The organism is Streptomyces malachitofuscus, from assembly GCF_055571035.1.
Map to the genome: position 1 here is coordinate 273,334 of NZ_JBVIGA010000006.1, position 24,355 is coordinate 297,688.

Sequence of the window (24,355 nt, forward strand, 5' to 3'; positions counted from 1 at the left end):
CCCATTGCCCGAAAGGCATGGGAGGTGCCCCCATCGCCCTGCGGAACGACTGCCCACAGCGACGCCGCACGACTGCCCACGGCGACGCCGGGACGACTGCCGCGGCGGTGGGCGGCGCAGCAACGGGGGCGCTTTTCGGGGTGTTCGGCCTACATTGGGCGTACGTCAGTGTCGACGCCGGGGAGCGGATCATGACGGTCAGCCATGCCCTCGAGGCCGATGTTCTGCGGCGGCAGGATCCCGAGCTGGCCGATGTGCTGCTCGGGGAGCGTGAGCGGCAGTCGAGCACGCTGCAGCTGATCGCCGCGGAGAACTTCATGTCGCCGGCCGTGCTGGCCGCCCTCGGCTCGCCCCTCGCCAACAAGTACGCCGAGGGGTACCCCGGCAACCGGTACCACGGCGGCTGCGAGATCGTCGACGTGGCGGAGCGCCTCGCCGTGGAGCGGGCGCAGGCACTGTTCGGCGCGGAGCACGTCAATGTGCAGGCGCACTCCGGTTCCTCGGCCGTGCTCGCCGCGTACGCCGCCCTGCTGCGCCCCGGCGACACCGTGCTCGCCCTCGGCCTGCCCTACGGCGGTCACCTCACCCATGGCTCGCCCGCCAACTTCTCCGGCCGCTGGTTCGACTTCGTCGGCTACGGCGTGGACGCGGAGAGCGGTCTGATCGACCACGAGCAGGTCCGCACCCTCGCCCGTGCGCACCGCCCCAAGGCGATCGTGTGCGGTTCCATCGCCTATCCCCGGCACATCGACTACGCCTTCTTCCGCGAGGTCGCCGACGAGGTCGGTGCCCATCTCGTCGCGGACGCCGCGCACCCCATGGGCCTGGTCGCCGGGGGAGTGGCGCCCAGCCCGGTGCCGTACGCGGACATCGTGTGCGCGACGACGCACAAGGTGCTGCGCGGCCCGCGCGGCGGGATGATCCTGTGCGGCGGTGAGCTGGCCGAGCGGGTGGACCGGGCCGTGTTCCCCTTCACCCAGGGGGGCGCGCAGATGAACTCCGTCGCGGCGAAGGCCGTCGCGTTCGGGGAGGCGGCGACCCCGGCGTTCGCCGCGTACGCGCACCAGGTGGTCGTCAACGCGCGGGCTCTGGCCGCCGCGCTGGCCGCCGAGGGGCTGATCGTCACCACCGGCGGCACGGACACCCACCTGATCACCGCCGACCCGGCCCCGCTCGGTGTCGACGGGCGCACCGCGCGGGGCCGGCTCGCGGCGGCCGGCATCGTGCTGGACTGCTGCGCGCTGCCGCACGACGACGACCGCGGGCTGCGCCTGGGCACGGCGGCGGTGACCACGCAGGGCATGGGCGCCCGGGAGATGACGTTCGTCGCGGGGCTGCTGGCGAGCGTGCTGCGCGGCGGGACGGAACCCGCGCGGGCGCGTGAGGACGTACGGGAACTGGCGGCGGCGTTTCCGCCGTACCCGCGCTGAGCGGGCCGGACGGGGGTGGGCGCACCGGATGCACAGCCACACGTGCAACCATCGTCGCTACCCGGAAGTCCCCACTCGTATGCGCGCCTCGCTAGGGTGTGGGGCTGTGATGGCCAGCGAGACCTGTGGGGAAGCCCGTGCGTGAATACCTGCTGACGCTCTGCATCACGGCCGCGGTGACGTACCTGCTGACCGGGCCGGTACGGAAGTTCGCGATCGTGGCCGGGGCGATGCCGGAGATCCGGGCACGCGACGTGCACCGGGAACCCACTCCGCGGCTCGGCGGTATCGCGATGTTCTTCGGGCTGTGCGCGGGTCTGCTGGTCGCCGACCATCTCACCAACCTCAACCAGCTCTTCGAGAAGTCCAACGAGCCGCGAGCCCTGCTTTCCGGGGCGGCGCTGATCTGGCTGATCGGTGTCCTGGACGACAAGTTCGAGATCGACGCCCTGATCAAGCTGGGCGGCCAGATGATCGCCGCCGGTGTGATGGTCATGCAGGGTCTGACGATCCTGTGGCTGCCGATCCCGGGCGTCGGGTCCGTCGCGCTCACCCAGTGGCAGGGCACGCTGCTCACGGTCGCGCTGGTCGTCATCACCATCAACGCGGTCAACTTCGTGGACGGCCTGGACGGTCTCGCGGCCGGCATGGTGTGCATCGCGGCGGCGGCGTTCTTCCTGTACGCCTACCGCATCTGGTACTCGTACGGCATCGAGGCGGCCGCCCCGGCGACGCTGTTCTCGGCCATCCTGATGGGCATGTGCCTGGGCTTCCTGCCGCACAACATGCATCCCGCGCGCATCTTCATGGGCGACTCCGGTTCGATGCTCATCGGCCTGGTGCTGGCCGCCGGCGCCATCTCCGTCACCGGGCAGGTCGACCCGGACGCGCTGCAGCTGTTCGCCGGTTCGGAGAAGGAGGCCGTGCACCAGACGGTGCCGGTGTACATCCCGCTGCTGCTGCCGCTGACCATCATCGCGGTGCCGGCCGCCGACCTGATCCTGGCGATCGTGCGGCGCACCTGGCGCGGTCAGTCGCCGTTCGCGGCGGACCGGGGGCATCTGCACCACCGGCTGCTGGAGATCGGCCACTCGCACAGCCGGGCGGTGCTGATCATGTACTTCTGGTCGGCGCTGATCGCCTTCGGCGCGCTCACGTACTCCGTGAACTCGGCGTCGATGTGGATCGTGCTGAGTGTGGTGATCCTCTCGACGCTCGGTCTCATCCTGCTTCTGCTGCCCCGGTTCACCCCCCGCGCCCCGCGCTGGGCGGAGGCGGTCGTGCCGCCGCGCTACCGCCGTCGCCGGGACGCGGCGGCCGTCGCGGACGCAACGGCGCCGGAGGCGGCCGGAGGCGCTCCCGCCCAGGCCCCGGACGACGAACGGACCCCGGTGGCCGCCGGTGTCTCGGGCGTCAACGGAGCGACCGCCGTGGGCCCCCGCGCACGTCTGGCCGACCGATCACGGTCAAGGTAAGAATCCGACTAGAGCATTGCCAAGTCGTGGGTCCCCTATGGGACGGTGTTGGGGGTGCGAAGCGCCTCAATATCAGACATACCGGCCCGCTTCTTGCTCAGACGCGCGGATTCACTCTCATGTGTGACCGTGGGCACACCTGACAGGTAAAGACTGCATCAAATAGTTTGTGATACCGTTCACGAGAACCCCGGATAGAGCCGAAGGACCGCAGTGCGACGGTTCACCGGTGCGAGGAATTCTCACTCGGCCCGGGGGTCTACGCTCGTCCATGACGACACCCCTGCCCCCTGTGAAAAGCGGAGTTGCCGCCATGCCGTCCAACGACGTCCGGATCCTTGCCCAGGCCGCCGTGCCCACGGCTGCCGCCGGTGCGGTGGCCGCCGTCGTCAGCGCGGTGGTCGCCGGCGGCAAAGGGGCGATCGGGGCGGTCGCCGCGACCGCGGTCGTGATCCTCTTCATGGGGATCGGCCTCTACGTCCTGCAGCGCACCGCCAGGTCTCTTCCGCATCTCTTCCAGATGATGGGCTTGATGCTGTACGCGGCGCAGATCCTGCTGCTGTTCATCTTCTTGACGTTGTTCAAGGACACCACGCTCTTCAACCCGAAGGCCTTCGCGATCACACTGATCGCCGGCACCTTGACATGGATCGCCGCACAGACCCGTGCTCACATGAAGGCCAAAATCCTCTACGTCGAGCCCGATCCGACGACGGGCAGGAAGCCCGACAAGTCGGGGCACTCGTCGTGAGGGGTAGGCCCGGGATAAAGGCGCGTGAGAGATCCTGCTATCGTCCGGTGCCAACTGCGGCATCGCGGGCGCGGGCATCCGAGCTGACGCCTGCTCAATCGCGAGGCTTGATGCCCCCCAGCCGCCCCCACATCCGTAACACCTGTCCGGTGCCGACCCGCGGCATTGTGCCGCGCCGACACAACGAGGTTGCCGAACCTATGCGTCACGCCGAAGGAGCCCGCGGTGAGTGCTGACCAGACCCAGCTCGCCTTTGACTGGAGCTGTCGGATCATGTCCGACAACGGGTGTGGCTTTCCGGCTCCGGGCCTCCACTCGTTCCTCTTCAAGCCGATCGCCACGGTGGGGGGGTTCGAGTTCAACAAGGTGATCCTTCTCGCCCTCATCACCACCGTCCTCGTCATCGGCCTGTTCTACGCGGCCTTCGGCAGGGCCAAGGTGGTCCCGGGCAAGATGCAGATGGTCGGTGAGGCGGGTTACGACTTCGTCCGCCGTGGCATCGTCTACGAAACCCTCGGCAAGAAGGAGGGCGAGAAGTACGTCCCCTTCATGGTCTCGCTGTTCTTCTTCATCTGGATCATGAACATCTGGTCGGTGATCCCGCTGGCCCAGTTCCCGGTCTCGTCGATCATCGCGTACCCCATGGTGCTCGCCGCGATCGTCTGGCTGCTCTGGGTGTCGCTGACCTTCAAGCGGCACGGCTTCGTCGGCTTCTTCAAGAACGTGACCGGCTACGACAAGTCGCTGGGCGCGGTACTGCCGCTGGTCATGGTCATCGAGTTCTTCTCGAACCTGCTGGTCCGGCCCTTCACCCACGCCGTACGACTCTTCGCCAACATGTTCGCCGGTCACCTCATGCTGGTGATGTTCACTGTCGCCTCCTGGTACCTGCTGAACAGCTGGATGATTCCGGCAGCCGGAGTCTCCTTCGTCATGACCATGGTCATGATCCTCTTCGAACTTTTCGTGCAGGCCGTCCAGGCATACGTCTTCGTACTGCTGGCCTGCTCGTACATCCAGGGCGCGCTCGCCGAGCACCACTGAGCCACCCAGCCCGCACCCCCATGAACGTCCGGCGGCCAACCCCCGCCGGTCCTTGAAAGAGAAGGAAGAATCAGCATGGCTGCCCTTGAGACCCTCGCCGCCGTCGAAGGCAACATCGGTTCCATCGGCTACGGCCTCGCCGCCATCGGCCCCGGCGTCGGCGTCGGCATCATCTTCGGTCACGGCACCCAGGCCCTCGCCCGTCAGCCCGAGGCGGCCGGCCTGATCCGTGCCAACCAGATCCTCGGCTTCGCCTTCTGTGAGGCGCTCGCTCTCATCGGCATCGTCATGCCGTTCGTCTACAACTGACGGACCCCGACGAGCCAAACCTTTCGACGAAAGGCACTGATGTGATCGCCAACCTGGTACAGCTGGCGGCCGAGGAGAAGCAGAACCCGCTTATTCCTCCGGGCCCCGAGCTGCTCGTCGGCACCATCGCCTTCGCCATCGTGTTCTTCTTCTTCTGGAAGAAGCTGCTTCCGAACATCAACAAGGTTCTGGAGGAGCGCCGCGCGGCGATCGAAGGCGGTATCGAAGAGGCCGAGACCATGAAGGTCGAGGCCCAGAGCGTCCTTGAGCAGTACAAGGCCCAGCTCGCCGAGGCCCGGCACGAGGCCGCGCGTCTGCGCCAGGAGGCGCAGGAGCAGGGTGCCGCGCTCATCGCCGAGATGCGGGCCGAGGGCCAGCGGCAGCGCGAGGAGATCGTCGCCGCCGGTCACGCGCAGATCGAGGCCGACCGCAAGGCCGCCGCGTCCGCGCTGCGTCAGGACGTCGGCAAGCTCGCCACCGACCTGGCCGGCAAGCTCGTCGGCGAGTCCCTCGAGGACCACGCCCGGCAGAGCCGCGTGATCGACCGCTTCCTGGACGACCTCGACCAGAAGGCCGAGGCCGCACGATGAACGGAGCGAGCCGCGAGGCCCTGGCAGCCGCCCGTGAGCGTCTCGACGCGCTGACGGACAGCACGACCGTCGACGCCGCGACGCTCGCCGACGAGCTGGCCGCCGTCACCGCGCTGCTCGACCGCGAGGTGTCGCTGCGTCGGGTCCTCACCGACCCGGCGCAGGCCGGTGAGGCCAAGGCGGAGCTGGCCCAGCGCCTGCTCGGCTCGCAGGTCAGCGGTCCGGCCGTGGACCTGGTGGCCGGCATGGTGCGCTCCCGCTGGTCGCAGTCCCGCGACCTGGTGGACGCACTGGAGGAGCTGGCGAGCACCGCCGACCTCACCGCCGCCCAGAAGGCCGGCGCGCTCGACGACGTCGAGGACGAGCTGTTCCGGTTCGGCCGGATCATCTCCTCCAACACCGAGCTGCGCGCCGCACTGACCAACCGGAGCGCCCCGGCCTCCTCCAAGAGCCAGCTGCTGCGCAGCCTGCTCGGAGGCAGGGCGAACGCGGCCACCGAGCGTCTGGTGACGCGCCTTGTGAGCGCGCCCCGGGGACGTAGCCTGGAGTCGGGACTGGAGTCCCTGTCCAAGCTCGCCGCCGAGCGCAGGGACCGCATGGTGGCCGTCGTCACCTCCGCGGTGCCGCTGAGCGACCAGCAGAAGCAGCGCCTGGGCGACGCCCTCGCGAAGCTCTACGGCCGCCGGATGCACCTCAACCTCGACGTCGACCCCGCGGTCGTCGGCGGGATCCGGGTGCAGGTCGGTGACGAGGTCATCAACGGCTCCATGGCGGACCGGCTCGAGGACGCGAGCCGCCGGCTGGCGAGCTGAGCAGCACAATCTGAATAGGCAGTACGTACTTACGGCCCTGGTTGGGCCGTGCAGAGGATTCCTGGGGGTCGCCCCCAGACCCCCCAAGTGAAACTTCGGGCCCAACAAGGAGAGCAGGGAACTCAGATGGCGGAGCTCACGATCCGGCCGGAGGAGATCCGGGACGCGCTGGAGAACTTTGTCCAGTCGTACAAGCCGGACGCGGCCTCGCGCGAGGAGGTCGGTACGGTCACCCTTGCCGGCGACGGCATCGCGAAGGTCGAGGGTCTTCCCTCGGCCATGGCCAACGAGCTGCTGAAGTTCGAGGACGGCACCCTCGGCCTCGCCCTCAACCTCGAGGAGCGCGAGATCGGTGCCATCGTCCTCGGTGAGTTCAGCGGCATCGAGGAGGGCCAGCCGGTCACCCGCACCGGCGAGGTCCTGTCCGTCGCGGTCGGCGAGGGCTACCTCGGCCGTGTGGTCGACCCGCTCGGCAACCCGATCGACGGCCTCGGCGAGATCGAGACCGAGGGCCGCCGTGCCCTCGAACTGCAGGCCCCCACGGTCATGCAGCGCAAGTCGGTGCACGAGCCGATGGAGACGGGCTACAAGGCCGTCGACGCCATGACCCCGATCGGCCGTGGTCAGCGTCAGCTGATCATCGGCGACCGCCAGACCGGCAAGACCGCCCTGGCCGTCGACACGATCATCAACCAGCGTGACAACTGGCGCACCGGCGACCCGAAGAAGCAGGTCCGCTGCATCTACGTCGCCATCGGCCAGAAGGGCTCCACCATCGCGTCGGTCCGCCGCGCGCTGGAGGAGAACGGCGCGCTGGAGTACACGACCATCGTCGCCGCCCCGGCGTCCGACCCGGCCGGCTTCAAGTACCTGGCGCCGTACACCGGCTCGGCCATCGGCCAGCAGTGGATGTACGAGGGCAAGCACGTCCTGATCATCTTCGACGACCTGTCGAAGCAGGCCGACGCCTACCGCGCCGTGTCCCTGCTGCTGCGCCGCCCGCCGGGCCGTGAGGCCTACCCGGGTGACGTCTTCTACCTGCACTCCCGTCTGCTGGAGCGCTGCGCGAAGCTCTCCGACGACATGGGCGCCGGTTCGATGACGGGTCTGCCGATCGTCGAGACCAAGGCCAACGACGTCTCGGCGTTCATCCCGACCAACGTCATCTCCATCACCGACGGCCAGTGCTTCCTGGAGTCGGACCTGTTCAACGCCGGTCAGCGCCCCGCGCTGAACGTCGGTATCTCCGTCTCCCGAGTCGGTGGTTCCGCGCAGCACAAGGCGATGCGACAGGTCTCCGGCCGTCTGCGCGTGGACCTCGCCCAGTTCCGTGAGCTCGAGGCGTTCGCCGCCTTCGGTTCCGACCTGGACGCCGCGTCGAAGGCGCAGCTGGAGCGCGGTCAGCGCATGGTCGAGCTGCTGAAGCAGAACCAGTACGAGCCGATGGCCACCGAGGACCAGGTCGTCTCCATCTGGGCCGGCACCACCGGCAGGATGGACGAGGTGCCGGTCGCCGACATCCGCCGCTTCGAGAAGGAGCTCCTGGAGTACCTGCACCGCAAGGAGCAGGGCCTCATGACCTCCATCCGCGAGGGCGCCAAGATGTCGGACGACACGATCCAGGCGGTCGCCGACGCGGTGGCGGAGTTCAAGAAGCAGTTCGAGACGAGCGACGGCAAGCTGCTCGGCGAGGACGCCCCGGCCGCTGCCGCCAAGTGACGTAAGGAAGGGACCTGACTCATGGGAGCTCAGCTCCGGGTCTACAAGCGTCGCATCCGATCCGTCACCGCGACCAAGAAGATCACCAAGGCGATGGAGATGATCGCCGCCTCGCGCGTCGTCAAGGCGCAGCGCAAGGTGGCGGCCTCCACGCCCTACGCGCAGGAGCTCACCCGCGCGGTCACGGCGGTCGGAACCGGGTCGAACACCAAGCACCCGCTCACCACGGAGGCGGACAACCCGACCCGTGCCGCGGTCCTGCTCCTCACGAGCGACCGCGGCCTGGCCGGCGCCTTCAACTCCAACGCCATCAAGGCGGCGGAGCAGCTGACCGAGCGCCTGGAGCGCGAGGGCAAGCGGGTCGACACGTACATCGTCGGCCGGCGCGGTGTCGCCCACTACAACTTCCGCGAGCGCACGATCGCGGAGACGTTCACGGGCTTCACCGACGAGCCGGCGTACGCGGACGCCAAGAAGATCGCGGCCCCGCTGATCGAGGCCATCGGGAACGAGACGGCGGACGGCGGCGTGGACGAGCTCCACATCGTCTACACCGAGTTCGTCTCGATGATGACGCAGACGGCAGTCGACTCCCGGATGCTTCCGCTGCGTCTCGAAGAGGTAGCGCAGGAGAGCGCCCCCAAGGGCGAGATCCTGCCGCTGTACGACTTCGAGCCCTCGGCGGAGGACGTCCTCGACGCCCTGCTGCCGCGGTACGTGGAGAGCCGGATCTACAACGCGCTGCTCCAGTCGGCCGCTTCGAAGCACGCCGCCACGCGGCGCGCGATGAAGTCGGCCACCGACAACGCGGGCGAGCTGATCAACACGCTCTCCCGTCTTGCCAACGCGGCCCGCCAGGCCGAAATCACCCAGGAAATCAGCGAGATCGTCGGTGGCGCCAGTGCCCTGGCCGACGCGAACGCGGGGAGTGACAACTAATGACCACCACTGTTGAGACCGCGACGGCTACGGGCCGCGTCGCCCGGGTCATCGGCCCGGTCGTCGACGTGGAGTTCCCCGTCGACGCGATGCCGGACATCTACAACGCGCTGCACGTCCAGGTCGCCGACCCGGCCAAGGAGGGCGAGCTCAAGACGCTGACCCTCGAGGTCGCGCAGCACCTCGGTGACGGCCTGGTCCGCACCATCTCCATGCAGCCCACCGACGGTCTGGTCCGCCAGGCCCCGGTGACCGACACGGGCGCCTCGATCTCCGTGCCGGTCGGCGACTTCACCACCGGAAAGGTGTTCAACACCCTCGGTGAGGTGCTGAACGTCGACGAGGAGTACACCGGCGAGCGCTGGCCGATCCACCGCAAGGCGCCGAACTTCGACGAGCTCGAGTCGAAGACCGAGATGTTCGAGACCGGCGTCAAGGTCATCGACCTTCTCACCCCGTACGTCAAGGGTGGAAAGATCGGTCTGTTCGGTGGTGCCGGCGTCGGCAAGACGGTGCTCATCCAGGAGATGATCTACCGCGTCGCCAACAACCACGACGGTGTGTCGGTGTTCGCCGGTGTCGGTGAGCGCACCCGTGAGGGCAACGACCTCATCGACGAGATGAGCGAGTCCGGCGTCATCGACAAGACCGCCCTGGTCTTCGGTCAGATGGACGAGCCCCCGGGCACCCGTCTGCGCGTCGCGCTGGCCGGCCTCACCATGGCCGAGTACTTCCGTGACGTCCAGAAGCAGGACGTGCTGTTCTTCATCGACAACATCTTCCGCTTCACCCAGGCCGGTTCCGAGGTGTCGACCCTGCTCGGCCGTATGCCCTCCGCGGTGGGCTACCAGCCGAACCTGGCCGACGAGATGGGTCTCCTCCAGGAGCGCATCACCTCGACCCGTGGTCACTCGATCACCTCGATGCAGGCGATCTACGTCCCCGCGGACGACCTGACCGACCCGGCCCCGGCCACCACCTTCGCCCACCTCGACGCGACGACGGTTCTGTCCCGTCCGATCTCGGAGAAGGGCATCTACCCGGCCGTGGACCCGCTGGACTCGACGTCCCGGATCCTGGACCCGCGCTACATCGCGCAGGACCACTACAACGCGGCCATGCGCGTGAAGAACATCCTGCAGAAGTACAAGGACCTGCAGGACATCATCGCGATCCTCGGTATCGACGAGCTCGGCGAGGAGGACAAGCTCGTCGTCCACCGTGCCCGTCGCGTGGAGCGCTTCCTGTCCCAGAACACCCACGTCGCCAAGCAGTTCACCGGCGTGGACGGTTCGGACGTGCCGCTGGACGAGTCGATCGCCGCGTTCAACGCGATCTGCGACGGTGAGTACGACCACTTCCCGGAGCAGGCGTTCTTCATGTGCGGTGGCATCGAGGACCTGAAGAAGAACGCGAAGGAGCTGGGCGTCTCCTGACTCCCGGGTTCTGATGTGAGCCGCACGGCTCACCTTTGAGGGGGCGGGCGCGTCCCGCCCCCTCTCCCACTACTAGACTTGTAACCAACACCCGGCACAACCGCCGGGTGGTGACCCGAGGAGCCACCTTGGCTGCTGAGCTGCACGTCGCGCTGGTCGCGGCCGACCGAGAGGTCTGGTCCGGCGAGGCCACTCTGGTCGTCGCGCGCACCACGTCCGGCGACATCGGCGTCATGCCCGGTCACCAGCCGCTGCTCGGTGTGCTGGAGTCGGGCCCGGTGACCATCCGTACGCGCGAGGGCGGGACGGTCGTCGCCGCGGTGCACGGCGGTTTCATCTCGTTCGCCGACAACAAGCTGTCGCTGCTGGCCGAGATCGCCGAGCTGTCCGACGAGATCGACGTCCAGCGGGCGGAGCAGGAACTCGCCCGCGCGAAGGCGGAGGACGACAGCGAGGCCCAGCGCCGCGCGGATGTCCGTCTGCGGGCGGCGACGGCGGGGCGCTGATTCCGGCGCGGTGAGATGACGTCACTCAGCCGCGGCCGGCACCGGAGCGATCCGGAGCCGGTCGCGGCTGAGGCAGATCTGGATGATTTTTCCGTTCCGTTATCTAGGAGACGAGGAGGTCGGTGCCGATGGTCCTCGCTCTGACTGTGTGCGGAATCGTCGTGGCCCTCGTAGTGGTGGGGCTCTTCGTCTTCGGTCTGCGCCGCCGCCTCATCCAGCGGTCCGGCGGAACGTTCGACTGCAGCCTGCGCTGGGACGCCCCCGAAGCGGGCGACTCCGGCGGCAAGGGCTGGGCGTACGGGGTGGCACGTTACAACGGTGACCGGGTCGAGTGGTTCCGGGTGTTCTCCTACGCCCCCCGCCCGCGCCGCGTCCTGGAGCGCTCCGCGATCGAGGTGGCCGGCCGCCGCGTCCCCGAGGGCGAGGAGGAGCTGGCGCTGCTGTCCGACGCGGTGATCCTGGCCTGTCTGCACCGGGGTACGCGTCTGGAGCTCGCCATGAGCGAGGACGCGCTGACCGGTTTCCTCGCCTGGCTCGAGGCGGCACCGCCCGGCCAGCGGGTGAACGTGGCGTAGGCCAGGGGCTCCGTCCCGGGCACCGTGCGTGACCCCCGGGGTGAGGTGGGGTCGTCCGTGCATCAGGAGATCGCTGCCGGACGGCAGTGGATCCTGGCCGCGCCCTCGCCGACTTCTTCCGCCTGGAGAACGGCAAAATAGTGGAGCACTGGGACGTCATCCAGGACGTTCCGGCCACCTCGGCGAACCCCAACGGGATGTTCTGACGCACACGGAACCGCCCCCGGACGGAGGAGTCCGGGGGCGGTCCTGTGACGGTGGTGCGGGGCTGTGCCGGTTACCTCAGTCCGCTGTCGATGGCGCTCACCAGCTCACCGCTCGCGGTGTCGCCGCTGAACTCCCAGAAGAAGGCGCCGCCCAGGCCCTGGTTCTTGGCCCAGGACATCTTCCCGCCGATCGTCGACGGGGTGTCGTAGGACCACCAGTTGTTGCCGCAGTGGGCGTAGGCCGTGCCGGCGATGGTGCCGGTGGCGGGGCAGGAGCTCTTCAGGACCTTGTAGTCCTCGATACCGGCCTCGTAGGTGCCGGGGGCCGCTCCGGTCGCCGAGCCGCCGGGGGCGGACTGGGTGACGCCGGTCCAGCCGCGGCCGTAGAAGCCGATGCCGAGCAGCAGCTTGCTCGCCGGGACGCCCTTCGCCTTCAGCTTGGCGATGGCGGCGGCCGAGTTGAAGCCCTCCTGGGGGATGCCGTTGTACGACGTCAGCGGCGAGTGGGGCGCCGTCGGGCCGTCCTTGTCGAAGGCACCGAAGTAGTCGTACGTCATCACGTTGTACCAGTCGAGGTACTGGGCGGCGCCGCCGTAGTCGGCCGCGTCGAGCTTGCCGCCGTTCGAGCCGTCGGCGGTGATGGCGGCGGTGACCAGGTAGTCCTGGCCGAACTCGGCACGCAGGGCCTGCGAGAGGTTCTTGAAGGCCGCGGGGCCGCTGGTGTCACAGGTCAGACCGCAGGCGTTCGGGTACTCCCAGTCGATGTCGATGCCGTCGAAGACATCGGCCCAGCGCGGGTCCTCCACCACGGCCTTGCAGGACTTGGCGAACGCGGCCGGGTTCTGCGCGGCCTGGCCGAAGCCGCCGGAGTAGGTCCAGCCGCCGAAGGAGTACAGCACCTTGATGTGCGGGTACTTCGCCTTCAGCTGGCGCAGCTGGTTGAAGTTGCCGCGCAGCGGCTGGTCCCAGGTGTCGGCCTGGCCGCTGACGGACTGGTCGGCGGTGTACGCCCTGTCGGTGGCGGCGTAGGAGTCGTCCAGCTTGCACTGGCCGTTCACGACGTTGCCGAACGCGTAGTTGATGTGGGTGATCTTGGCGGCCGAGCCGGAGGTCACCAGGTTCTTCACGTGGTAGTTGCGGCCGTAGACGCCCCACTCGGTGAAGTAGCCGAGCTTGACCTTGTCACCGGGGGGCGGCTCCTCGGTCTCACCGGTGGTGCGGACCTTCACCGCGCCGCTGACCGGACCGGTCTGGTCGGCGGTGTCACGGGCCTGGACGGTGTAGGAGTAGTCGGTGCCCTTGGTCAGGCCGCTGTCCGTGTGGGAGGTGCCGGTGACCGTGGCGACCTTGGCGCCGTCGCGCAGCACGTCGTAGTTCTTGATGCCCTTGTCGTCGGTGGCCGCCGACCAGGACAGCTTCACCGACGTGTCGGTGACGTTGGAGGCGGTCGGGGTGCCGGGCGCGGAGGGGGCCTCGTCGCCGGGGACGGAAGTGCCGTCGCAGCTGCCGCCGTTGAGCTTGCAGCCGGAGGGGGAGCCGGAGCCGCTGCCGTTGAAGCCGAAGCTGACCGACGCCCCGGGGGCGAGGGTGCCGTTCCAGCCGACGTTCTTGGCGGTCCAGTGGTCACCGGAGTTGGTGACGGTGGCGTCCCAGGCGGAGGTGACCTTGGTGCCGGAGGGGAAGTCCCACTCGACGGTCCAGGAGTTGATCGTCGTCGTACCGGTGTTCTTGACCGTCCACTTGCCCTCGAAGCCGGAGCCCCAGTCCTGGGTCTTGGCGTAGGTGGCGGTCGCCGAGGTCGCGGCCTGGGCGGGGGTTGCGAGGGCGACGAGGCCGGAGAGGGGGAGCAGCAGGGTTGCGAAGCCCGCCGCGGCTCTGTGTCTGAAGCGCATGCTGCGCCTCCTTTGGGGAGAAGCCGTTGTGGATGCGACTGAGCCATCACATCCGCAGTGCCGCGAGAATAGAAAGGTCTGGACCACGGGTCAATAGGTCTGGACCACTTGCCTCGTTGTCTCCCCGGTCCTCCGCTAGACGCCCAACTCCTGAGCCAGCACCGCCGCTTGCACCCGGCTGCGCAGCTCCAGCTTCCCCAGCAGTCGGCTGACGTGCGTTTTCACCGTCGCCTCGGCCATGTCGAGCCGCCTGCCGATGTCCGCGTTGGACAACCCCTCGCCGAGACACGACAACACCTCGCGCTCGCGCCGCGTGAGGGAGTCCAGCACCGCCGGATCGCCCGTCACCGGCCGTGCGGGCTTCGCGGCGAACTCGGCGATCAGCCGCCGGGTGACGGCCGGGGCGACGATGCCCTCGCCGCCCGCCACCGTGCGCACCGCCGTGATGAGGTCCTTCGCCTCCGTGTTCTTCAGCAGGAATCCGGCGGCCCCCGCCCTGAGCGCCCCGAACACGTACTCGTCGAGGTCGAACGTGGTCAGCACCAGCACATCGGCGAGCCCCTCCCCGACCACCTGCCGGGTCGCCGACACCCCGTCCAGCCGCGGCATCTGGACGTCCATCAGTACGAGGTCGGGACGGAGCTCGCGGGCGAGGGCCACCGCCCGTTCACCGTCCGCCGCCTCGCCCACGACCTCGATGTCGGGCGCGCTGCGCAGGATCAGGACGAGTCCCGCGCGGACTGCGGACTGGTCCTCGGCGACCAGGACGCGGATCATCAGGTGTCTCCTTGCACGGTGTCGGTGACCGGGAGGGTGGCACGCACCACCCACAGCTTGCCCTCCGGGCCGCTCTCCGGCCCGGCCTCGAACGTGCCGTCCAGCAGGGCCGCCCGCTCCCGCATGCCCACGAGACCGGCCCCCGACCCCGGCGCCCGGGGGGTGTCCCGGCCGCCGTAGGGGCTGGTCACCCGGAGCACCAGGGCTTCCTCCGGCCGGCGCAGCCACACGGTGACCCACCCCGGCGCGCCGTGCTTCAGCGCGTTCGTCAGCGACTCCTGCACCATCCTGTACGCGGCGAGTCCGACCGGCGCGGGGACGGCGTCGTACTCGGCGTCCAGGGTGACGTCGAGGCCGTTGGCGCGGGCCCCCTCGACCAGGGTGGCGAGGCTGTCGAGGGTGGGGGTCGCGGCGGGCTCCAGGTCGTCGGCCCCGTCGCGCAGGATGCCGATGAGCCGTCGCATTTCGGACAGCCCCTGGACGCTGTTCTCCCGGATCACCGTGAGCGCCTCCTTGGAGGTCCCGGGACTGTCCAGGGAGAGGGCGGCCGTGGAGTGGATGGCGATCGCGGAGAGGTGGTTGGCGACCATGTCGTGCAACTCGCGTGCCATCCGCGCCCGTTCCGCGGTCACCGCCTGGGTGCGGTCCATCTCCGCCAGCAGCGCGGTCTGTTCGGCCCGCAGCCGGGCCGCGTCCGCGGCGTCACGGTGGTTGCGCACGATGAGGCCGGTCGACGCGGGCGCGAACGACACGGCCCCGACGGCGACACCCAACAGCAGCGCCTCCGGCACTCGCCACACGGCATAGGGCACCAGCGCCGCAGCGGCCGTGAGGACGCCCGTGATCCGTGGCAGACGGTGGGCGGTGGCGGGCGTGCCGTACACGACGGCGGCGTACATGAGGTCGGTGTACATCACGATCGTGGCGATACTGCCCTGGGTCATGACGTCCCCGGCCAGCGCCGACGTGCCGATCACCAGCGCGGTGCGCGGGGCGGTGCGCCGCAGCAGCTCGCAGCCGCTGATCATCACCAGCGGCACGAGGAGCGGCCAGCGGCCTTCGAAGAGCACGACCGGATCGTCGTCCGGCCGCACGCCCAGCCCGAAGCCCCACAGCAGCAGCCCGCCGGCGAGCCCGGCGAGCGCGACCCACACGTCGAAGCGGGGAGGACGGGGCAGTCGTACGGCCATGGCACCATCCAACACGGTGCGCGCACCCGGCGCCTGATCCGCGGGGACGGTCCTGGACTGCATCTTTCGATGTACCGCGAGTTCATCGGCGGGGGCGACGCGTCCGGCCGGTCCGGACGGGAGCCTGAAAGGGTGACCGAGAGGAGCGAACCGTGATCGTCGCCTTGATCGCCGCCTGCGAGATCGGCTTCTGGGTGCTGCTGGCGGCCGGACTGGCCTGCCGCTACCTGCTGAAGATGCCGCGCACCGGTCTGGCGCTGCTGCTGTGCGAGCCGCTGCTGGAGGTCGTGCTGCTCATCGTCACCGCCCTCGACCTGAAGAACGGCGCGGAACCGAACTGGACGCACGGGCTGGCCGCGCTCTACATCGGCTACACGGTGGGCCACGGCCACCGCACGGTGAAGTGGCTCGACGGCCACGCCGCCCACCGCCTCGGCGGTGCGCCCAAGCCGCTCGGCCCGCCGCGCTACGGCATGGCGCGCGCCCGGCACGAGACCAAGGTCTGGCTGGGCACGCTGACCGCCGCCGTCGTGGCGACCGTGCTGCTCCAGCTCGCCATCTGGTACGTCGACGACCCGGGCCGCACCACCTCCCTCGAAGCCTGGCGCTTCACGGCCTGGCGGGCGGCCGGTATCCACGGCCTGGTGGCCCTGGCCTACTGGATCTGGCCGAAGCGGGCCCCGGCCGGCGAGCTCGCGGGCCGGGCCGCGGGGGAGAAGGAGAGCGTCCGGCGCTGAGCCGGGGAGCGCCGGCTCAGCGCTCCCCGCCCGGGACCCACAGCACGTCGCCCGTCTCCTTGTTCGCGATGCGCGCCAGGATGAACAGCAGGTCGGAGAGACGGTTGAGGTAGGTGGCGGTGAGCGGGTTCATGGTCTCCCCGTGTGCCTCCATGGCGGCCCAGGTGGAGCGTTCGGCGCGGCGGACGACCGTGCAGGCCTGGTGCAGCAGGGCCGCACCGGCGGTACCGCCGGGCAGGATGAAGGAGCGGAGCTTCTCCAGCTGCTCGTTGAAGCGGTCGCAGTCCGCCTCCAGCCGGTCGATGTAGAACTGCTCGACCCGCAGCGGCGGGTACTCCGGGTTCTCCACCACCGGGGTCGACAGGTCCGCGCCGACGTCGAACAGATCGTTCTGCACGCGGGTGAGGACCTCGACGACCTCCTCGTGGAGACCGCCCAGCGCGATCGCCGTACCGATCACCGCGTTCGCCTCGTTGGCGTCGGCGTAGGCGGAGATCCGCAGATCGGTCTTGGCGACCCGGGACATGTCACCGAGCGCGGTGGTGCCCTTGTCGCCGGTCCTCGTGTAGATACGCGTCAGGTTGACCATGAGGTCAGCCTAGTTATCCTCCGGCCGTCCGGAACACGCGTGTGCCCACTGTCACGGCGAGCAGTGCGAAAGCGACGGCCACCAGCGCCCCGTACAGCATGTGGGCCGTCGCGTACATGCCGACGTAGGCGTCCCGCACCGCGTCCACCAGATAGCGGAACGGCATCAGGTGGGACAGCACGTCGAGCCAGGCCGGACCGAGCGTCATGGGGAGCATGAGGCCCGACAGCAGCATCGACGGCATGGTCAGGGCGTTGATCGTCGGCCCGAACGTCTGCGGGGTGTCCATTCGCATGGCGAGCGCGTAGGACAGCGCGGCCAAGGACACGGTCAGCAGGGCGACGAAGGCGAAGCCGACCAGCACCCCAGCGAGGGGAGCCCGCAGGCCCATCACCAGCGCGGCCAGGACCAGCAGCACCGCCTGGAAGACGAACACGGTGGCGTCCCGCAGGACGCGGCCCAGCAGCAGGGCGAGGCGGCTGACGGGCGTGACCCGCATCCGCTCGACCACCCCCTGGCCCTTCTCGATGATGATCGAGAAGCCGGCGAACGAGGCCCCGAACAGGCCGAGTTGCAGCAGCAGCCCCGGCACCAGCAGTTGCCAGGAGCTGCCCTGCCCGCCGAGCGGCAGACCGGTCAGCAGCGGGCCGAAGAACAGCAGGTACAGCAGCGGCATCAGCACGCCGAACAGCAGCGCGAAGCGGGAGCGCAGGGACTGGCGCAGATAGCGCCCGTAGATGAGCGCGGTGTCGTGGAGCAGCATGGGTGTCGGTGTCCTATACGGCTACGGGGGCGGCGTCGGCCGGGGAGGCGCTGCGCCCGGTGATGGCGAGGAAGGTGTCCTGGAGCGAGGCGTCGGCCGAGCCGCCGTACCGCAGCTTGAGGGCGGCCGGTGTGCCCTCGGCGACCACGACGCCCCCGTCGACGACGACCAGCCGGTCCGCGAGCGCGTCCGCCTCGTCGAGGTAGTGGGTCGTAAGGAGGACGGTGGTGCCGTGCTCGTCGCGCAGCCGCCGCACCAGTGCCCAGAGGTCGGCGCGGCTGCCGGGGTCGAGTCCGGTCGTCGGTTCGTCCAGGAACAGCACCTTCGGGCGGTGGGTGAGGGCCATCGCGATGTCGAGGCGCCGCCGCTGGCCGCCGGAGAGCGCGGCGCACTTGCGGTCGAGCAGTCCGGTGAGGTCCAGGTCGCGAGCCAGCTCCTCCGCGCGCTCGGCTGCCCGAACCCTGGTGAGCCGGTAGAGCCGCCCCTGGGTGACCAGTTCCTCCCGCACGGTGATCTGCGGGTCGACGCCGCCGGACTGTGCCACGTAACCGCAGACGCGCCGCACCCCGGCCGGGTCGGTCGCGAGGTCGTGGCCGGCGACGGTGGCGGCGCCGCCGGTCGGCTCGAGCAGGGTCGTGAGCATCCGCAGGGTGGTGGTCTTGCCGGCGCCGTTGGGGCCGAGGAAGCCCAGGATCTCCCCTTCGCGAACCCTCAGGTCGATGCCGCGCACCGCGTCGACCGGGCCGCGCTTGGTCTGGAAGGTACGGGCCAGGCCGGCCGTACTGATGATGGTCATGGAGCAAGAAAAACAGAGGGACTTAAATTTTTCAATGCCTCCAAGTTTGCAATGGATGTCACTCGTCCTCGGGCGTGCCTACGATGAGGCCATGGCAGAGGGACTCAGGGAGCGGAAGAAGCGCGAGACCAGGCAGCGGATCTCGGACATCGCCACCGGACTCTTCCTGGAACACGGCTTCGTGACGGTGACGATGGCGGAGGTGGCCGAGGCCGCCGACGTGTCCGTGAACACGGTCTACAACTACTTCCCGGCCAAGGAGGACCTCTTCTTCGACCGGTCCAGCGGTGTCGTCGACCAGCTCGCCCGCTGGGTCCGCGGCCGGGACACGGGTGAGTCGGCCGCTCATGCCGTACTGCGCGAACTGCGCGCCGACATCGAGGCGGTGTCCCCCCGGGTCGGCCTCATGGACGGCTACGACCGCTTCATGCGGGTCATCCACGACTCCCCGCAGCTGCGCGCCCGCCTGTGGAGCCTGCAGCAGGAGGTCCAGGACACCCTGGAGACGGCGCTCCGGGAGGAGACGGGCGCCGCCCCCGAGGACCCGCTGCCGGGGCTGGTGGCGGGTCAGATCTGCTGGATCCACAGCACCGTGTTCGTCACGATCGGCCGCGAGATGATGAAGGGCCGCGCACCGGCCGAGGTCTCGCGCGAGGTGCTCACCCTGGTCGACGACATCGAGGAACTGCTCAGCGACCGGGTGCTCGGCTACGCGGTGCGCGGCTGAGCCGGCCTACGCCGCGGGAGTGGTCCGCAGGACGCACAGCAGGCCCCGGGCGCGGGTGCCGTCGGGCTGTTCCCAGGCGCCCGCCACATGACCCGCCGCCCCCGGACCGGGCAGCGGCGAGCCGTCCGGAGCCGGCCGCAGCGTGCGCAGGACCCGCAGCGCCGTGCCGTCCGGCGCGGACAGTTCGGTGTGCTCCGGGGTGTCCTCGGCGGCGGCGAAGTGGGCGGGGACCGGGCCCTCACCGGCGAAGGCGTGGGTGACCTCCCGGTCGGGGGTGTCGCTGACGCTCTGGGCCTGGGCCTCGGCGCGGCCCTCGATCAGCGCGGCCAACTCGACCATGGCCACCGGATCGTGGCAGCCGTCGTAGACCCAGCGCCGGCCGAGGACACCGTGGTCGGCGGTGCCGACCAGGGCGTGCTCCGCTCCGGCGAGCGGAGCGCCGCGGTAGGTGAGCGGCACCAGGTAGGCGTCCGGAGCGGAGCCGGAGCCGGGATCCGAGGAGTCGGTGACAATCATGAACTCGATGCCGACCTCCCCCTTCGGGTCGTCGAGGCGGAAGCCGCCGGCCCTGGCCAGGCGTGGCCCTTTGCCGTCCCCGTGGAACCAGGGGCGCGAGGGCAGCCAGGAGGCCAGCAGTTCCAGCTTGGTGGGTGCGAGGGTGGTGCGGTGGATCACGGCCATGCCGAGGGTCTCCTCCGGTCGGGCGGTCATGCCCTCCCACCCTGGCATCCGCCGGTGCCCGCAACCCTGGTGTTCCGCAAGGCGGGTGGGATGCGGGACGTGACGGGAGTCTCACTCCGTGAGACGTGAAACGCGTTACTAAGTCAGTCACAGAGACCCTGGTGCCCGCTAGTGTCCGCCCGTAGAGAACAACAACAGCGCGTATCAGGGGAGTCGCACAGTGGCACGCAAGCTCGCCGTCATCGGGGCCGGTCTCATGGGATCCGGTATCGCCCAGGTCTCCGCACAGGCGGGCTGGGACGTCGTTCTGCGTGATGTCACCGACGAGGCGCTGACGCGGGGCACCGACGGGATCAAGGCGTCGTACGACAAGTTCGTGAACAAGGGGAAGCTGGAGGCGAAGGACGCCGAGGCCGCCCTGGCCCGGATCACCGCGACCACCGACCTGGACGCCTGCGCGGACGCGGACGTCGTCGTCGAGGCCGTGTTCGAGAAGCTCGAGGTCAAGCACGAGATCTTCCGCACCCTCGACAAGATCGTGCGCGAGGACGCCGTGCTCGCCTCCAACACCTCCGCCATCCCGATCACCAAGATCGCGGCCGTGACGGAGCGCCCGGAGCGGGTCGTCGGCACCCACTTCTTCTCGCCGGTGCCGATGATGCAGCTGTGCGAGCTGGTCCGCGGCTACAAGACGAGCGACGAAACCCTCGCCAAGGCGCGGGAGTTCGCCGAGTCCGTCGGCAAGACCTGCATCGTCGTCAACCGGGACGTCGCCGGCTTCGTCACCACCCGCCTCATCTGCGCCCTCGTCGTCGAGGCCGCCAAGCTCCACGAGTCGGGCGTCGCGAGCGCCGAGGACATCGACCTGGCCTGCAAGCTGGGCTTCGGCCACGCCATGGGACCGCTGGCCACCGCCGACCTCACGGGCGTCGACATCCTGCTGCACGCCACGAACAACATCTACACCGAGTCCCAGGACGAGAAGTTCGCCGCTCCCGAGCTGATGCGCCGGATGGTTGATGCCGGTGACATCGGGCGCAAGAGCGGGCAGGGCTTCTACGAGCACTGACACCGCGCACTCGCCCCGGCGTGCATCACACGCCGGGGTGAATTCGGTATCGGTTCGCTTACAGGCAGCAACCTCTGCGGGTGCCACGCAGTCAGAGGTTGCATCACCGGCCTGACGGAAAGCACGGAAAACGCGGAGCACGAGACGTATCACGGGGAGCGCATATGCACATCAGGGGCGACCACGCCGAGCTGGTCGTCGGGGGCCGCCTCGACGTCCGCAGCGCGGCGGACGCCCGTACGGTCCTGCATTCGGCCGTCGACGACGGAGTCGGCGACCTGGTGCTGGACCTGTCCGAACTGGACTCCTGGGACGCCACCGGACTCGGCGTGATCATGGGAGCCCACCGACGGGCCGGCCGGTGCGGCCGGCGCCTGGTGCTGCGCGACGTGCCGCCGCAGATGCAGCGCCTGTTGGTGGCCACCCGGCTGCACCGGATCCTGGCGATCGAAGGGGGCATCGGGGTGGAGACGCTGCCCCGCGTGTGAGGCCGTACGGGTGGGCGACGGACGGCCTGCACAACCGTGCCGACCTCGGCGAACCGTGCGACGCGTGCACAATCCTCACGAGACTGTGACGTCTCGGACGGCGCGGTACCCCGGACTGTCGTAGATACTGAGCGAAGGTTTAGGGTTCGGCTGCCCGCTGCCTTGCAACCCTCGAGCGGGCCCGGACCAGAAGCGACAGCGCGGTGTGCAGCGAGGCCGGGGAGGGCTTCAGCCACGACGCTTTTGGGGGGCTAGGACCTATGGACCCGAACAACACGGGACCCGAGGAGTACGGCCACGGCCACGACAGTGACAGCAGTGCGCCGCGTCAGCGTCCTCCCCGGGAATCCCTCACCTCCGACTTCGGACAGCACGCACCCGCGCTCGCCCGCACGGTGCAGCTGGTCTCCGGCGACTTCCTGCTGACCGTCAACCCCGTCGACGGCAGCGAGATCGAGCCCTGCCCGCCCGCCGAACGGCCGGCCCGCCCGGTGAAGCTGACCGAGGCCGAGCGCGCCGAGGTGGAGCGCGCCGCGCAGCCGCCCGTCCCGCCGGGCCCCGCGCAGCCCACGCTGCCGCTCCTCGCCCGTCAGGACGAGCGTGAGAAGCTGGTCCGGCTGCTCGCCCGGGGCCGCTCCGTACGCCTCGTCGGCCCGGCCGGTTCCGGCCGCACCCGGCTCCTCGACGTCGTCGCCGAGGACTGCGCGGACCTCGCGCCCGACGGCGTCGTCCGGCTGAACGGCCTCCGCCGCTCCGCCGACGACCTGCTGCACGACCTCTTCTACGCCGTGTACAGCGCGCCGCTGCACCGCCCGGAGCGGGACGAACTCGTCAGCTGCGTGCGCGAGATCGGTGCCGTCGTCGTCGTGGACGACCTGGAGTTCGGCGCCGCCGCCCTCGACGAGCTGCTGGACGCCACCCCCGAGTGCGCGTTCCTGTTCGCCGCCACCCCGGACGTGCCCGAGCCCTCCGCCGACGCCGGCATCGAGGAGGTCACCCTCTCCGGTCTCGACCGCGCCGCCGGACTCGACCTGCTCGAGCACGCCGTGGGCCGCCGCCTCACCGAGGACGAGTCGAACTGGGCCGGTGACCTCTGGTTCGAGTCCGAGGGCCTGCCCCTGCGCTTCGTCCAGGCCGGCGCCCTGCTCCGGCAGCGTGACCGGCTGCGGGCCGGCACCAGCGCCGTCGACGAGTTCGGTGTCTTCGAGGACGTACGGCCCGACGAGGCCCCCTTCGACCCGGCCGACGGCGACGAGGTGCCGCTGCCCTCGCTCGGCGAGGCCGCCGCGCCGGCCCCGCTGCTCGCCTCCCGGCTCAGCGCGTCCGCCCGCGCCACCCTGCGGTTCGCCGTCGCGCTCGGCGGCGAGGTGCCCCACCAGGCGCATCTGCCCGCCCTGGTGGGCGACACCCATGCCGACGCCGCCCTCGGTGAACTGGCCGCCTGCGGGCTGGTCTCCCCGGTCGGCGCCCGCTACCGCCTCGCCGCCGGGGTGCCGGCCCAGCTCGAGGCCGCCGCATACGGCGCCGAGGCCGAGGCCCAGGCACGCGCCGCCGCCCAGCACTACGCCTGGTGGACCGGGCACCCCTCGGTCACCCCCGAACGCGTGTGCGCCGAGGCCGACGCGGTACTGGCCGCGCTCGCCGTGCTGTCGCCCCTCACCTCGGCCACCACCGAGGGCGAGCCCAGCACCGCCGTGCAGCTCGCCCGCACCGCCGCGCCCGCGTTCGCCTCGGGGCTGCACTGGAGCGCCTGGGAGAAGGCGCTGCGGGCCGGCGCGGAGGCCGCCCGGCTCGCCGGGGACGTCGGCGAACAGGCCTACTTCCACCACGAACTCGGCATCCACGCGCTGTGCGCCGGACAGCTCGACCGGTCGCGCGCCGAACTGGAGGCGTCGATCGGGCTGCGCGGCGCCCTCGCCGACAAGCGCGGCACCGTGGCGGGGCGGAGGGCGCTCGCCCTGGTCGCCGACCGCTCCGGCACCCCGCTGGCCCTCATGGCGACCGCGGGGGAGGAGGTGCCCGAGGTCCACGTCGAGGAGTCGGCCTCGCCGCCGCGCGGGGTGCCCACGGCGTTCCCGGCACTCCAGCCGCCCGCCGACACGGCCCACATCATCAGCCGCACGGTGCCCTCGCCGGCCACGCAGCCGGCGGCGAAGGCCGGCGGCGGCCTGAAGGGCCTGGCCAAGCGCAATCTGGTGGCGGCCGGCGCGGGAGCGCTGCTCGTCGCCGTCCTGGGCACCGTGGTCACCCTGGGCGCCACGTCCGAGAACGACGCCGGTACGCCGTCGGAGAACGTCGGCGTCAACCCGTCCGCGAGCCAGGGCATCGACGACGGCAGCCTCGGCGCCGACCCGGCGGCCGGGGACGAGGGGGACACCGGTGAGGCCACCAGCCGGCCGACCGACCCGGGCCCGGACGGCACGCTGGGCACCTCGGACGACCCGACGCCCACGGCCGACACCTCGGGTGAGCCGTCGGACGAGCCGAGCGGCACGAAGAAGCCGGGCGATCCGACGAAGTCGCCGTCGAAGTCCCCGACGTCGAAGCCCACGAAGACGACGAAGCCGCCCACCTCCACCTCGCCCGATCCGAGCGAATCCGAGCCGGAGCCGACCGAGACCGAGCCCACGCCGGAGCCGACCGAGACCGAGCCCACGACACCCGAGGAGCCGTCCACCAGCGACTCCGCCGGCGGCACCGCCCCCTCCACCCCCGTGGAGACGAGCACCTCCGCCGGTGCCCCGCAGAGCAGCGGCGCGGGGACGCCCAGCGGCTCGCCGTCGGTGATGTGACCGGCCGCCGTCATGCCCGAGGGCCGGATTCCGTGACGGAATCCGGCCCTCGGACCATGTCC

The 24,355-nt window shown here is 70.1% G+C and carries 24 protein-coding genes and 1 pseudogene; 18 read left to right on the forward strand and 7 right to left on the reverse strand.

What is annotated here, in order from left to right:
- Positions 1-191: 191 nt before the first annotated feature.
- From ACZ44S_RS11605 to ACZ44S_RS11665, 13 genes and pseudogenes are all read left to right on the forward strand, one after another.
- On the forward strand, positions 192-1,430 hold the full coding sequence (locus ACZ44S_RS11605) for a serine hydroxymethyltransferase (RefSeq protein ID WP_466927238.1): 1,239 nt from the start codon (positions 192-194) through the stop codon (positions 1,428-1,430).
- A gap of 137 nt (positions 1,431-1,567) precedes the next feature.
- Positions 1,568-2,905, forward strand: a complete 1,338-nt coding sequence (locus ACZ44S_RS11610) for an MraY family glycosyltransferase (protein ID WP_466927240.1) — start codon at positions 1,568-1,570, stop codon at positions 2,903-2,905.
- Between the two features lie 313 nt (positions 2,906-3,218).
- A complete protein-coding gene (locus ACZ44S_RS11615; protein WP_466927243.1) occupies positions 3,219-3,656 on the forward strand; it encodes a hypothetical protein in 438 nt (145 codons plus the stop codon).
- Between the two features lie 273 nt (positions 3,657-3,929).
- Positions 3,930-4,700, forward strand: a complete 771-nt coding sequence (gene atpB / locus ACZ44S_RS11620) for a F0F1 ATP synthase subunit A (RefSeq protein WP_466927487.1) — start codon at positions 3,930-3,932, stop codon at positions 4,698-4,700.
- Between the two features lie 75 nt (positions 4,701-4,775).
- The gene (gene atpE / locus ACZ44S_RS11625; RefSeq protein WP_466927246.1) at positions 4,776-5,009 is read left to right on the forward strand and encodes an ATP synthase F0 subunit C; all 234 of its coding nucleotides are present in this window, start codon (positions 4,776-4,778) and stop codon (positions 5,007-5,009) included.
- Between the two features lie 41 nt (positions 5,010-5,050).
- Positions 5,051-5,599 (forward strand): F0F1 ATP synthase subunit B, encoded by a 549-nt coding sequence (locus ACZ44S_RS11630; RefSeq protein WP_466927248.1) that lies wholly within the window; start codon positions 5,051-5,053, stop codon positions 5,597-5,599.
- Positions 5,596-6,411: a F0F1 ATP synthase subunit delta gene (locus ACZ44S_RS11635; protein WP_466927250.1), complete on the forward strand. Its 816-nt coding sequence runs from the start codon at positions 5,596-5,598 to the stop codon at positions 6,409-6,411. Before ACZ44S_RS11630 ends, ACZ44S_RS11635 begins: the two co-directional genes overlap by 4 nt.
- Positions 6,412-6,537: 126 nt before the next feature.
- The gene (gene atpA, locus ACZ44S_RS11640) at positions 6,538-8,130 is read left to right on the forward strand and encodes a F0F1 ATP synthase subunit alpha (RefSeq protein WP_466927253.1); all 1,593 of its coding nucleotides are present in this window, start codon (positions 6,538-6,540) and stop codon (positions 8,128-8,130) included.
- Positions 8,131-8,151: 21 nt separating this feature from the next.
- On the forward strand, positions 8,152-9,069 hold the full coding sequence (locus tag ACZ44S_RS11645; RefSeq protein ID WP_466927255.1) for a F0F1 ATP synthase subunit gamma: 918 nt from the start codon (positions 8,152-8,154) through the stop codon (positions 9,067-9,069).
- Entirely contained in the window at positions 9,069-10,505 is a 1,437-nt protein-coding gene (atpD, locus tag ACZ44S_RS11650) for a F0F1 ATP synthase subunit beta (RefSeq protein WP_006130160.1), read from the forward strand. The genes ACZ44S_RS11645 and atpD overlap by 1 nt, the downstream gene beginning before the upstream one ends.
- 128 nt (positions 10,506-10,633) lie before the next feature.
- Positions 10,634-11,011 carry a F0F1 ATP synthase subunit epsilon gene (locus ACZ44S_RS11655; RefSeq protein WP_466927258.1) on the forward strand — a complete coding sequence of 126 codons (378 nt, stop codon included), beginning with the start codon at positions 10,634-10,636 and terminating at the stop codon, positions 11,009-11,011.
- 128 nt (positions 11,012-11,139) lie between these two features.
- Positions 11,140-11,586, forward strand: coding sequence for a DUF2550 domain-containing protein (locus ACZ44S_RS11660; RefSeq protein ID WP_466927261.1), 447 nt, complete (start codon positions 11,140-11,142; stop codon positions 11,584-11,586).
- An 80-nt stretch (positions 11,587-11,666) separates the two neighbouring features.
- Positions 11,667-11,792: pseudogene (locus ACZ44S_RS11665) on the forward strand (nuclear transport factor 2 family protein); the annotation flags it as partial.
- Between the two features lie 71 nt (positions 11,793-11,863).
- Here ACZ44S_RS11665 and ACZ44S_RS11670 read toward each other — a convergent pair.
- The 3 genes from ACZ44S_RS11670 to ACZ44S_RS11680 all read right to left on the reverse strand — a co-directional run bounded on the left by ACZ44S_RS11670 (position 11,864) and on the right by ACZ44S_RS11680 (position 15,651).
- Positions 11,864-13,684: a glycosyl hydrolase family 18 protein gene (locus tag ACZ44S_RS11670; protein WP_466927264.1), complete on the reverse strand. Its 1,821-nt coding sequence runs from the start codon at positions 13,682-13,684 to the stop codon at positions 11,864-11,866.
- A gap of 135 nt (positions 13,685-13,819) precedes the next feature.
- Entirely contained in the window at positions 13,820-14,461 is a 642-nt protein-coding gene (locus ACZ44S_RS11675; RefSeq protein WP_190161632.1) for a response regulator, read from the reverse strand.
- Entirely contained in the window at positions 14,461-15,651 is a 1,191-nt protein-coding gene (locus ACZ44S_RS11680) for a sensor histidine kinase (RefSeq protein ID WP_466927268.1), read from the reverse strand. Before ACZ44S_RS11680 ends, ACZ44S_RS11675 begins: the two co-directional genes overlap by 1 nt.
- Positions 15,652-15,803: 152 nt before the next feature.
- Between ACZ44S_RS11680 and ACZ44S_RS11685 the strand changes: the two genes are divergently transcribed.
- Positions 15,804-16,388: a hypothetical protein gene (locus tag ACZ44S_RS11685; protein WP_466927271.1), complete on the forward strand. Its 585-nt coding sequence runs from the start codon at positions 15,804-15,806 to the stop codon at positions 16,386-16,388.
- Between the two features lie 16 nt (positions 16,389-16,404).
- Here the strand turns inward: ACZ44S_RS11685 and ACZ44S_RS11690 are convergent, their stop codons facing one another.
- Genes ACZ44S_RS11690 through ACZ44S_RS11700 form a run of 3 tightly spaced genes read right to left on the reverse strand, consistent with a single transcriptional unit; the run spans position 16,405 to position 18,536 of the window.
- Positions 16,405-16,977, reverse strand: a complete 573-nt coding sequence (locus ACZ44S_RS11690) for a cob(I)yrinic acid a,c-diamide adenosyltransferase (protein ID WP_466927274.1) — start codon at positions 16,975-16,977, stop codon at positions 16,405-16,407.
- Positions 16,978-16,990: 13 nt separating this feature from the next.
- Positions 16,991-17,740 (reverse strand): ABC transporter permease, encoded by a 750-nt coding sequence (locus ACZ44S_RS11695; RefSeq protein ID WP_466927276.1) that lies wholly within the window; start codon positions 17,738-17,740, stop codon positions 16,991-16,993.
- Between the two features lie 13 nt (positions 17,741-17,753).
- A complete protein-coding gene (locus ACZ44S_RS11700) occupies positions 17,754-18,536 on the reverse strand; it encodes an ABC transporter ATP-binding protein (protein WP_466927278.1) in 783 nt (260 codons plus the stop codon).
- 91 nt (positions 18,537-18,627) lie between these two features.
- Here ACZ44S_RS11700 and ACZ44S_RS11705 point away from each other — a divergent pair, with 91 nt between their 5' ends.
- Positions 18,628-19,263, forward strand: coding sequence for a TetR/AcrR family transcriptional regulator (locus tag ACZ44S_RS11705; RefSeq protein ID WP_466927281.1), 636 nt, complete (start codon positions 18,628-18,630; stop codon positions 19,261-19,263).
- Positions 19,264-19,269: 6 nt separating this feature from the next.
- On the opposite strand, the gene ACZ44S_RS11710 is transcribed toward ACZ44S_RS11705, so the two are convergent.
- Positions 19,270-19,944: a maltokinase N-terminal cap-like domain-containing protein gene (locus ACZ44S_RS11710; protein ID WP_466927489.1), complete on the reverse strand. Its 675-nt coding sequence runs from the start codon at positions 19,942-19,944 to the stop codon at positions 19,270-19,272.
- 220 nt (positions 19,945-20,164) lie between these two features.
- Here ACZ44S_RS11710 and ACZ44S_RS11715 point away from each other — a divergent pair, with 220 nt between their 5' ends.
- The 3 genes from ACZ44S_RS11715 (at position 20,165) to ACZ44S_RS11725 (ending at position 24,293) form a co-directional block, all read left to right on the forward strand.
- Positions 20,165-21,013, forward strand: coding sequence for a 3-hydroxyacyl-CoA dehydrogenase family protein (locus ACZ44S_RS11715; protein ID WP_466927284.1), 849 nt, complete (start codon positions 20,165-20,167; stop codon positions 21,011-21,013).
- Positions 21,014-21,177: 164 nt separating this feature from the next.
- Positions 21,178-21,501, forward strand: coding sequence for an STAS domain-containing protein (locus ACZ44S_RS11720; RefSeq protein ID WP_190161637.1), 324 nt, complete (start codon positions 21,178-21,180; stop codon positions 21,499-21,501).
- Positions 21,502-21,761: 260 nt separating this feature from the next.
- Entirely contained in the window at positions 21,762-24,293 is a 2,532-nt protein-coding gene (locus ACZ44S_RS11725) for an ATP-binding protein (protein WP_466927287.1), read from the forward strand.
- Positions 24,294-24,355: the final 62 nt, after the last annotated feature.

Excerpts from the sequence above, each read along its gene's own strand:
- ACZ44S_RS11615 (WP_466927243.1), top strand. The coding sequence starts at position 3,219 with ATGCCGTCCAACGACGTCCGGATCCTTGCCCAGGCCGCCGTGCCCACG.
- ACZ44S_RS11705 (WP_466927281.1), top strand. The coding sequence starts at position 18,628 with ATGGCAGAGGGACTCAGGGAGCGGAAGAAGCGCGAGACCAGGCAGCGG.
- atpB (WP_466927487.1), top strand. The coding sequence starts at position 3,930 with ATGTCCGACAACGGGTGTGGCTTTCCGGCTCCGGGCCTCCACTCGTTC.
- atpD (WP_006130160.1), top strand. The coding sequence starts at position 9,069 with ATGACCACCACTGTTGAGACCGCGACGGCTACGGGCCGCGTCGCCCGG.
- ACZ44S_RS11720 (WP_190161637.1), top strand. The coding sequence starts at position 21,178 with ATGCACATCAGGGGCGACCACGCCGAGCTGGTCGTCGGGGGCCGCCTC.
- ACZ44S_RS11700 (WP_466927278.1), bottom strand. The coding sequence starts at position 18,536 with ATGACCATCATCAGTACGGCCGGCCTGGCCCGTACCTTCCAGACCAAG.
- ACZ44S_RS11660 (WP_466927261.1), top strand. The coding sequence starts at position 11,140 with ATGGTCCTCGCTCTGACTGTGTGCGGAATCGTCGTGGCCCTCGTAGTG.
- ACZ44S_RS11680 (WP_466927268.1), bottom strand. The coding sequence starts at position 15,651 with ATGGCCGTACGACTGCCCCGTCCTCCCCGCTTCGACGTGTGGGTCGCG.
- ACZ44S_RS11725 (WP_466927287.1), top strand. The coding sequence starts at position 21,762 with ATGGACCCGAACAACACGGGACCCGAGGAGTACGGCCACGGCCACGAC.
- ACZ44S_RS11710 (WP_466927489.1), bottom strand. The coding sequence starts at position 19,944 with ATGGCCGTGATCCACCGCACCACCCTCGCACCCACCAAGCTGGAACTG.
- ACZ44S_RS11690 (WP_466927274.1), bottom strand. The coding sequence starts at position 16,977 with ATGGTCAACCTGACGCGTATCTACACGAGGACCGGCGACAAGGGCACC.
- atpE (WP_466927246.1), top strand. The coding sequence starts at position 4,776 with ATGGCTGCCCTTGAGACCCTCGCCGCCGTCGAAGGCAACATCGGTTCC.
- ACZ44S_RS11605 (WP_466927238.1), top strand. The coding sequence starts at position 192 with ATGACGGTCAGCCATGCCCTCGAGGCCGATGTTCTGCGGCGGCAGGAT.
- ACZ44S_RS11675 (WP_190161632.1), bottom strand. The coding sequence starts at position 14,461 with ATGATCCGCGTCCTGGTCGCCGAGGACCAGTCCGCAGTCCGCGCGGGA.
- atpA (WP_466927253.1), top strand. The coding sequence starts at position 6,538 with ATGGCGGAGCTCACGATCCGGCCGGAGGAGATCCGGGACGCGCTGGAG.
- ACZ44S_RS11695 (WP_466927276.1), bottom strand. The coding sequence starts at position 17,740 with ATGCTGCTCCACGACACCGCGCTCATCTACGGGCGCTATCTGCGCCAG.
- ACZ44S_RS11670 (WP_466927264.1), bottom strand. The coding sequence starts at position 13,684 with ATGCGCTTCAGACACAGAGCCGCGGCGGGCTTCGCAACCCTGCTGCTC.
- ACZ44S_RS11635 (WP_466927250.1), top strand. The coding sequence starts at position 5,596 with ATGAACGGAGCGAGCCGCGAGGCCCTGGCAGCCGCCCGTGAGCGTCTC.
- ACZ44S_RS11645 (WP_466927255.1), top strand. The coding sequence starts at position 8,152 with ATGGGAGCTCAGCTCCGGGTCTACAAGCGTCGCATCCGATCCGTCACC.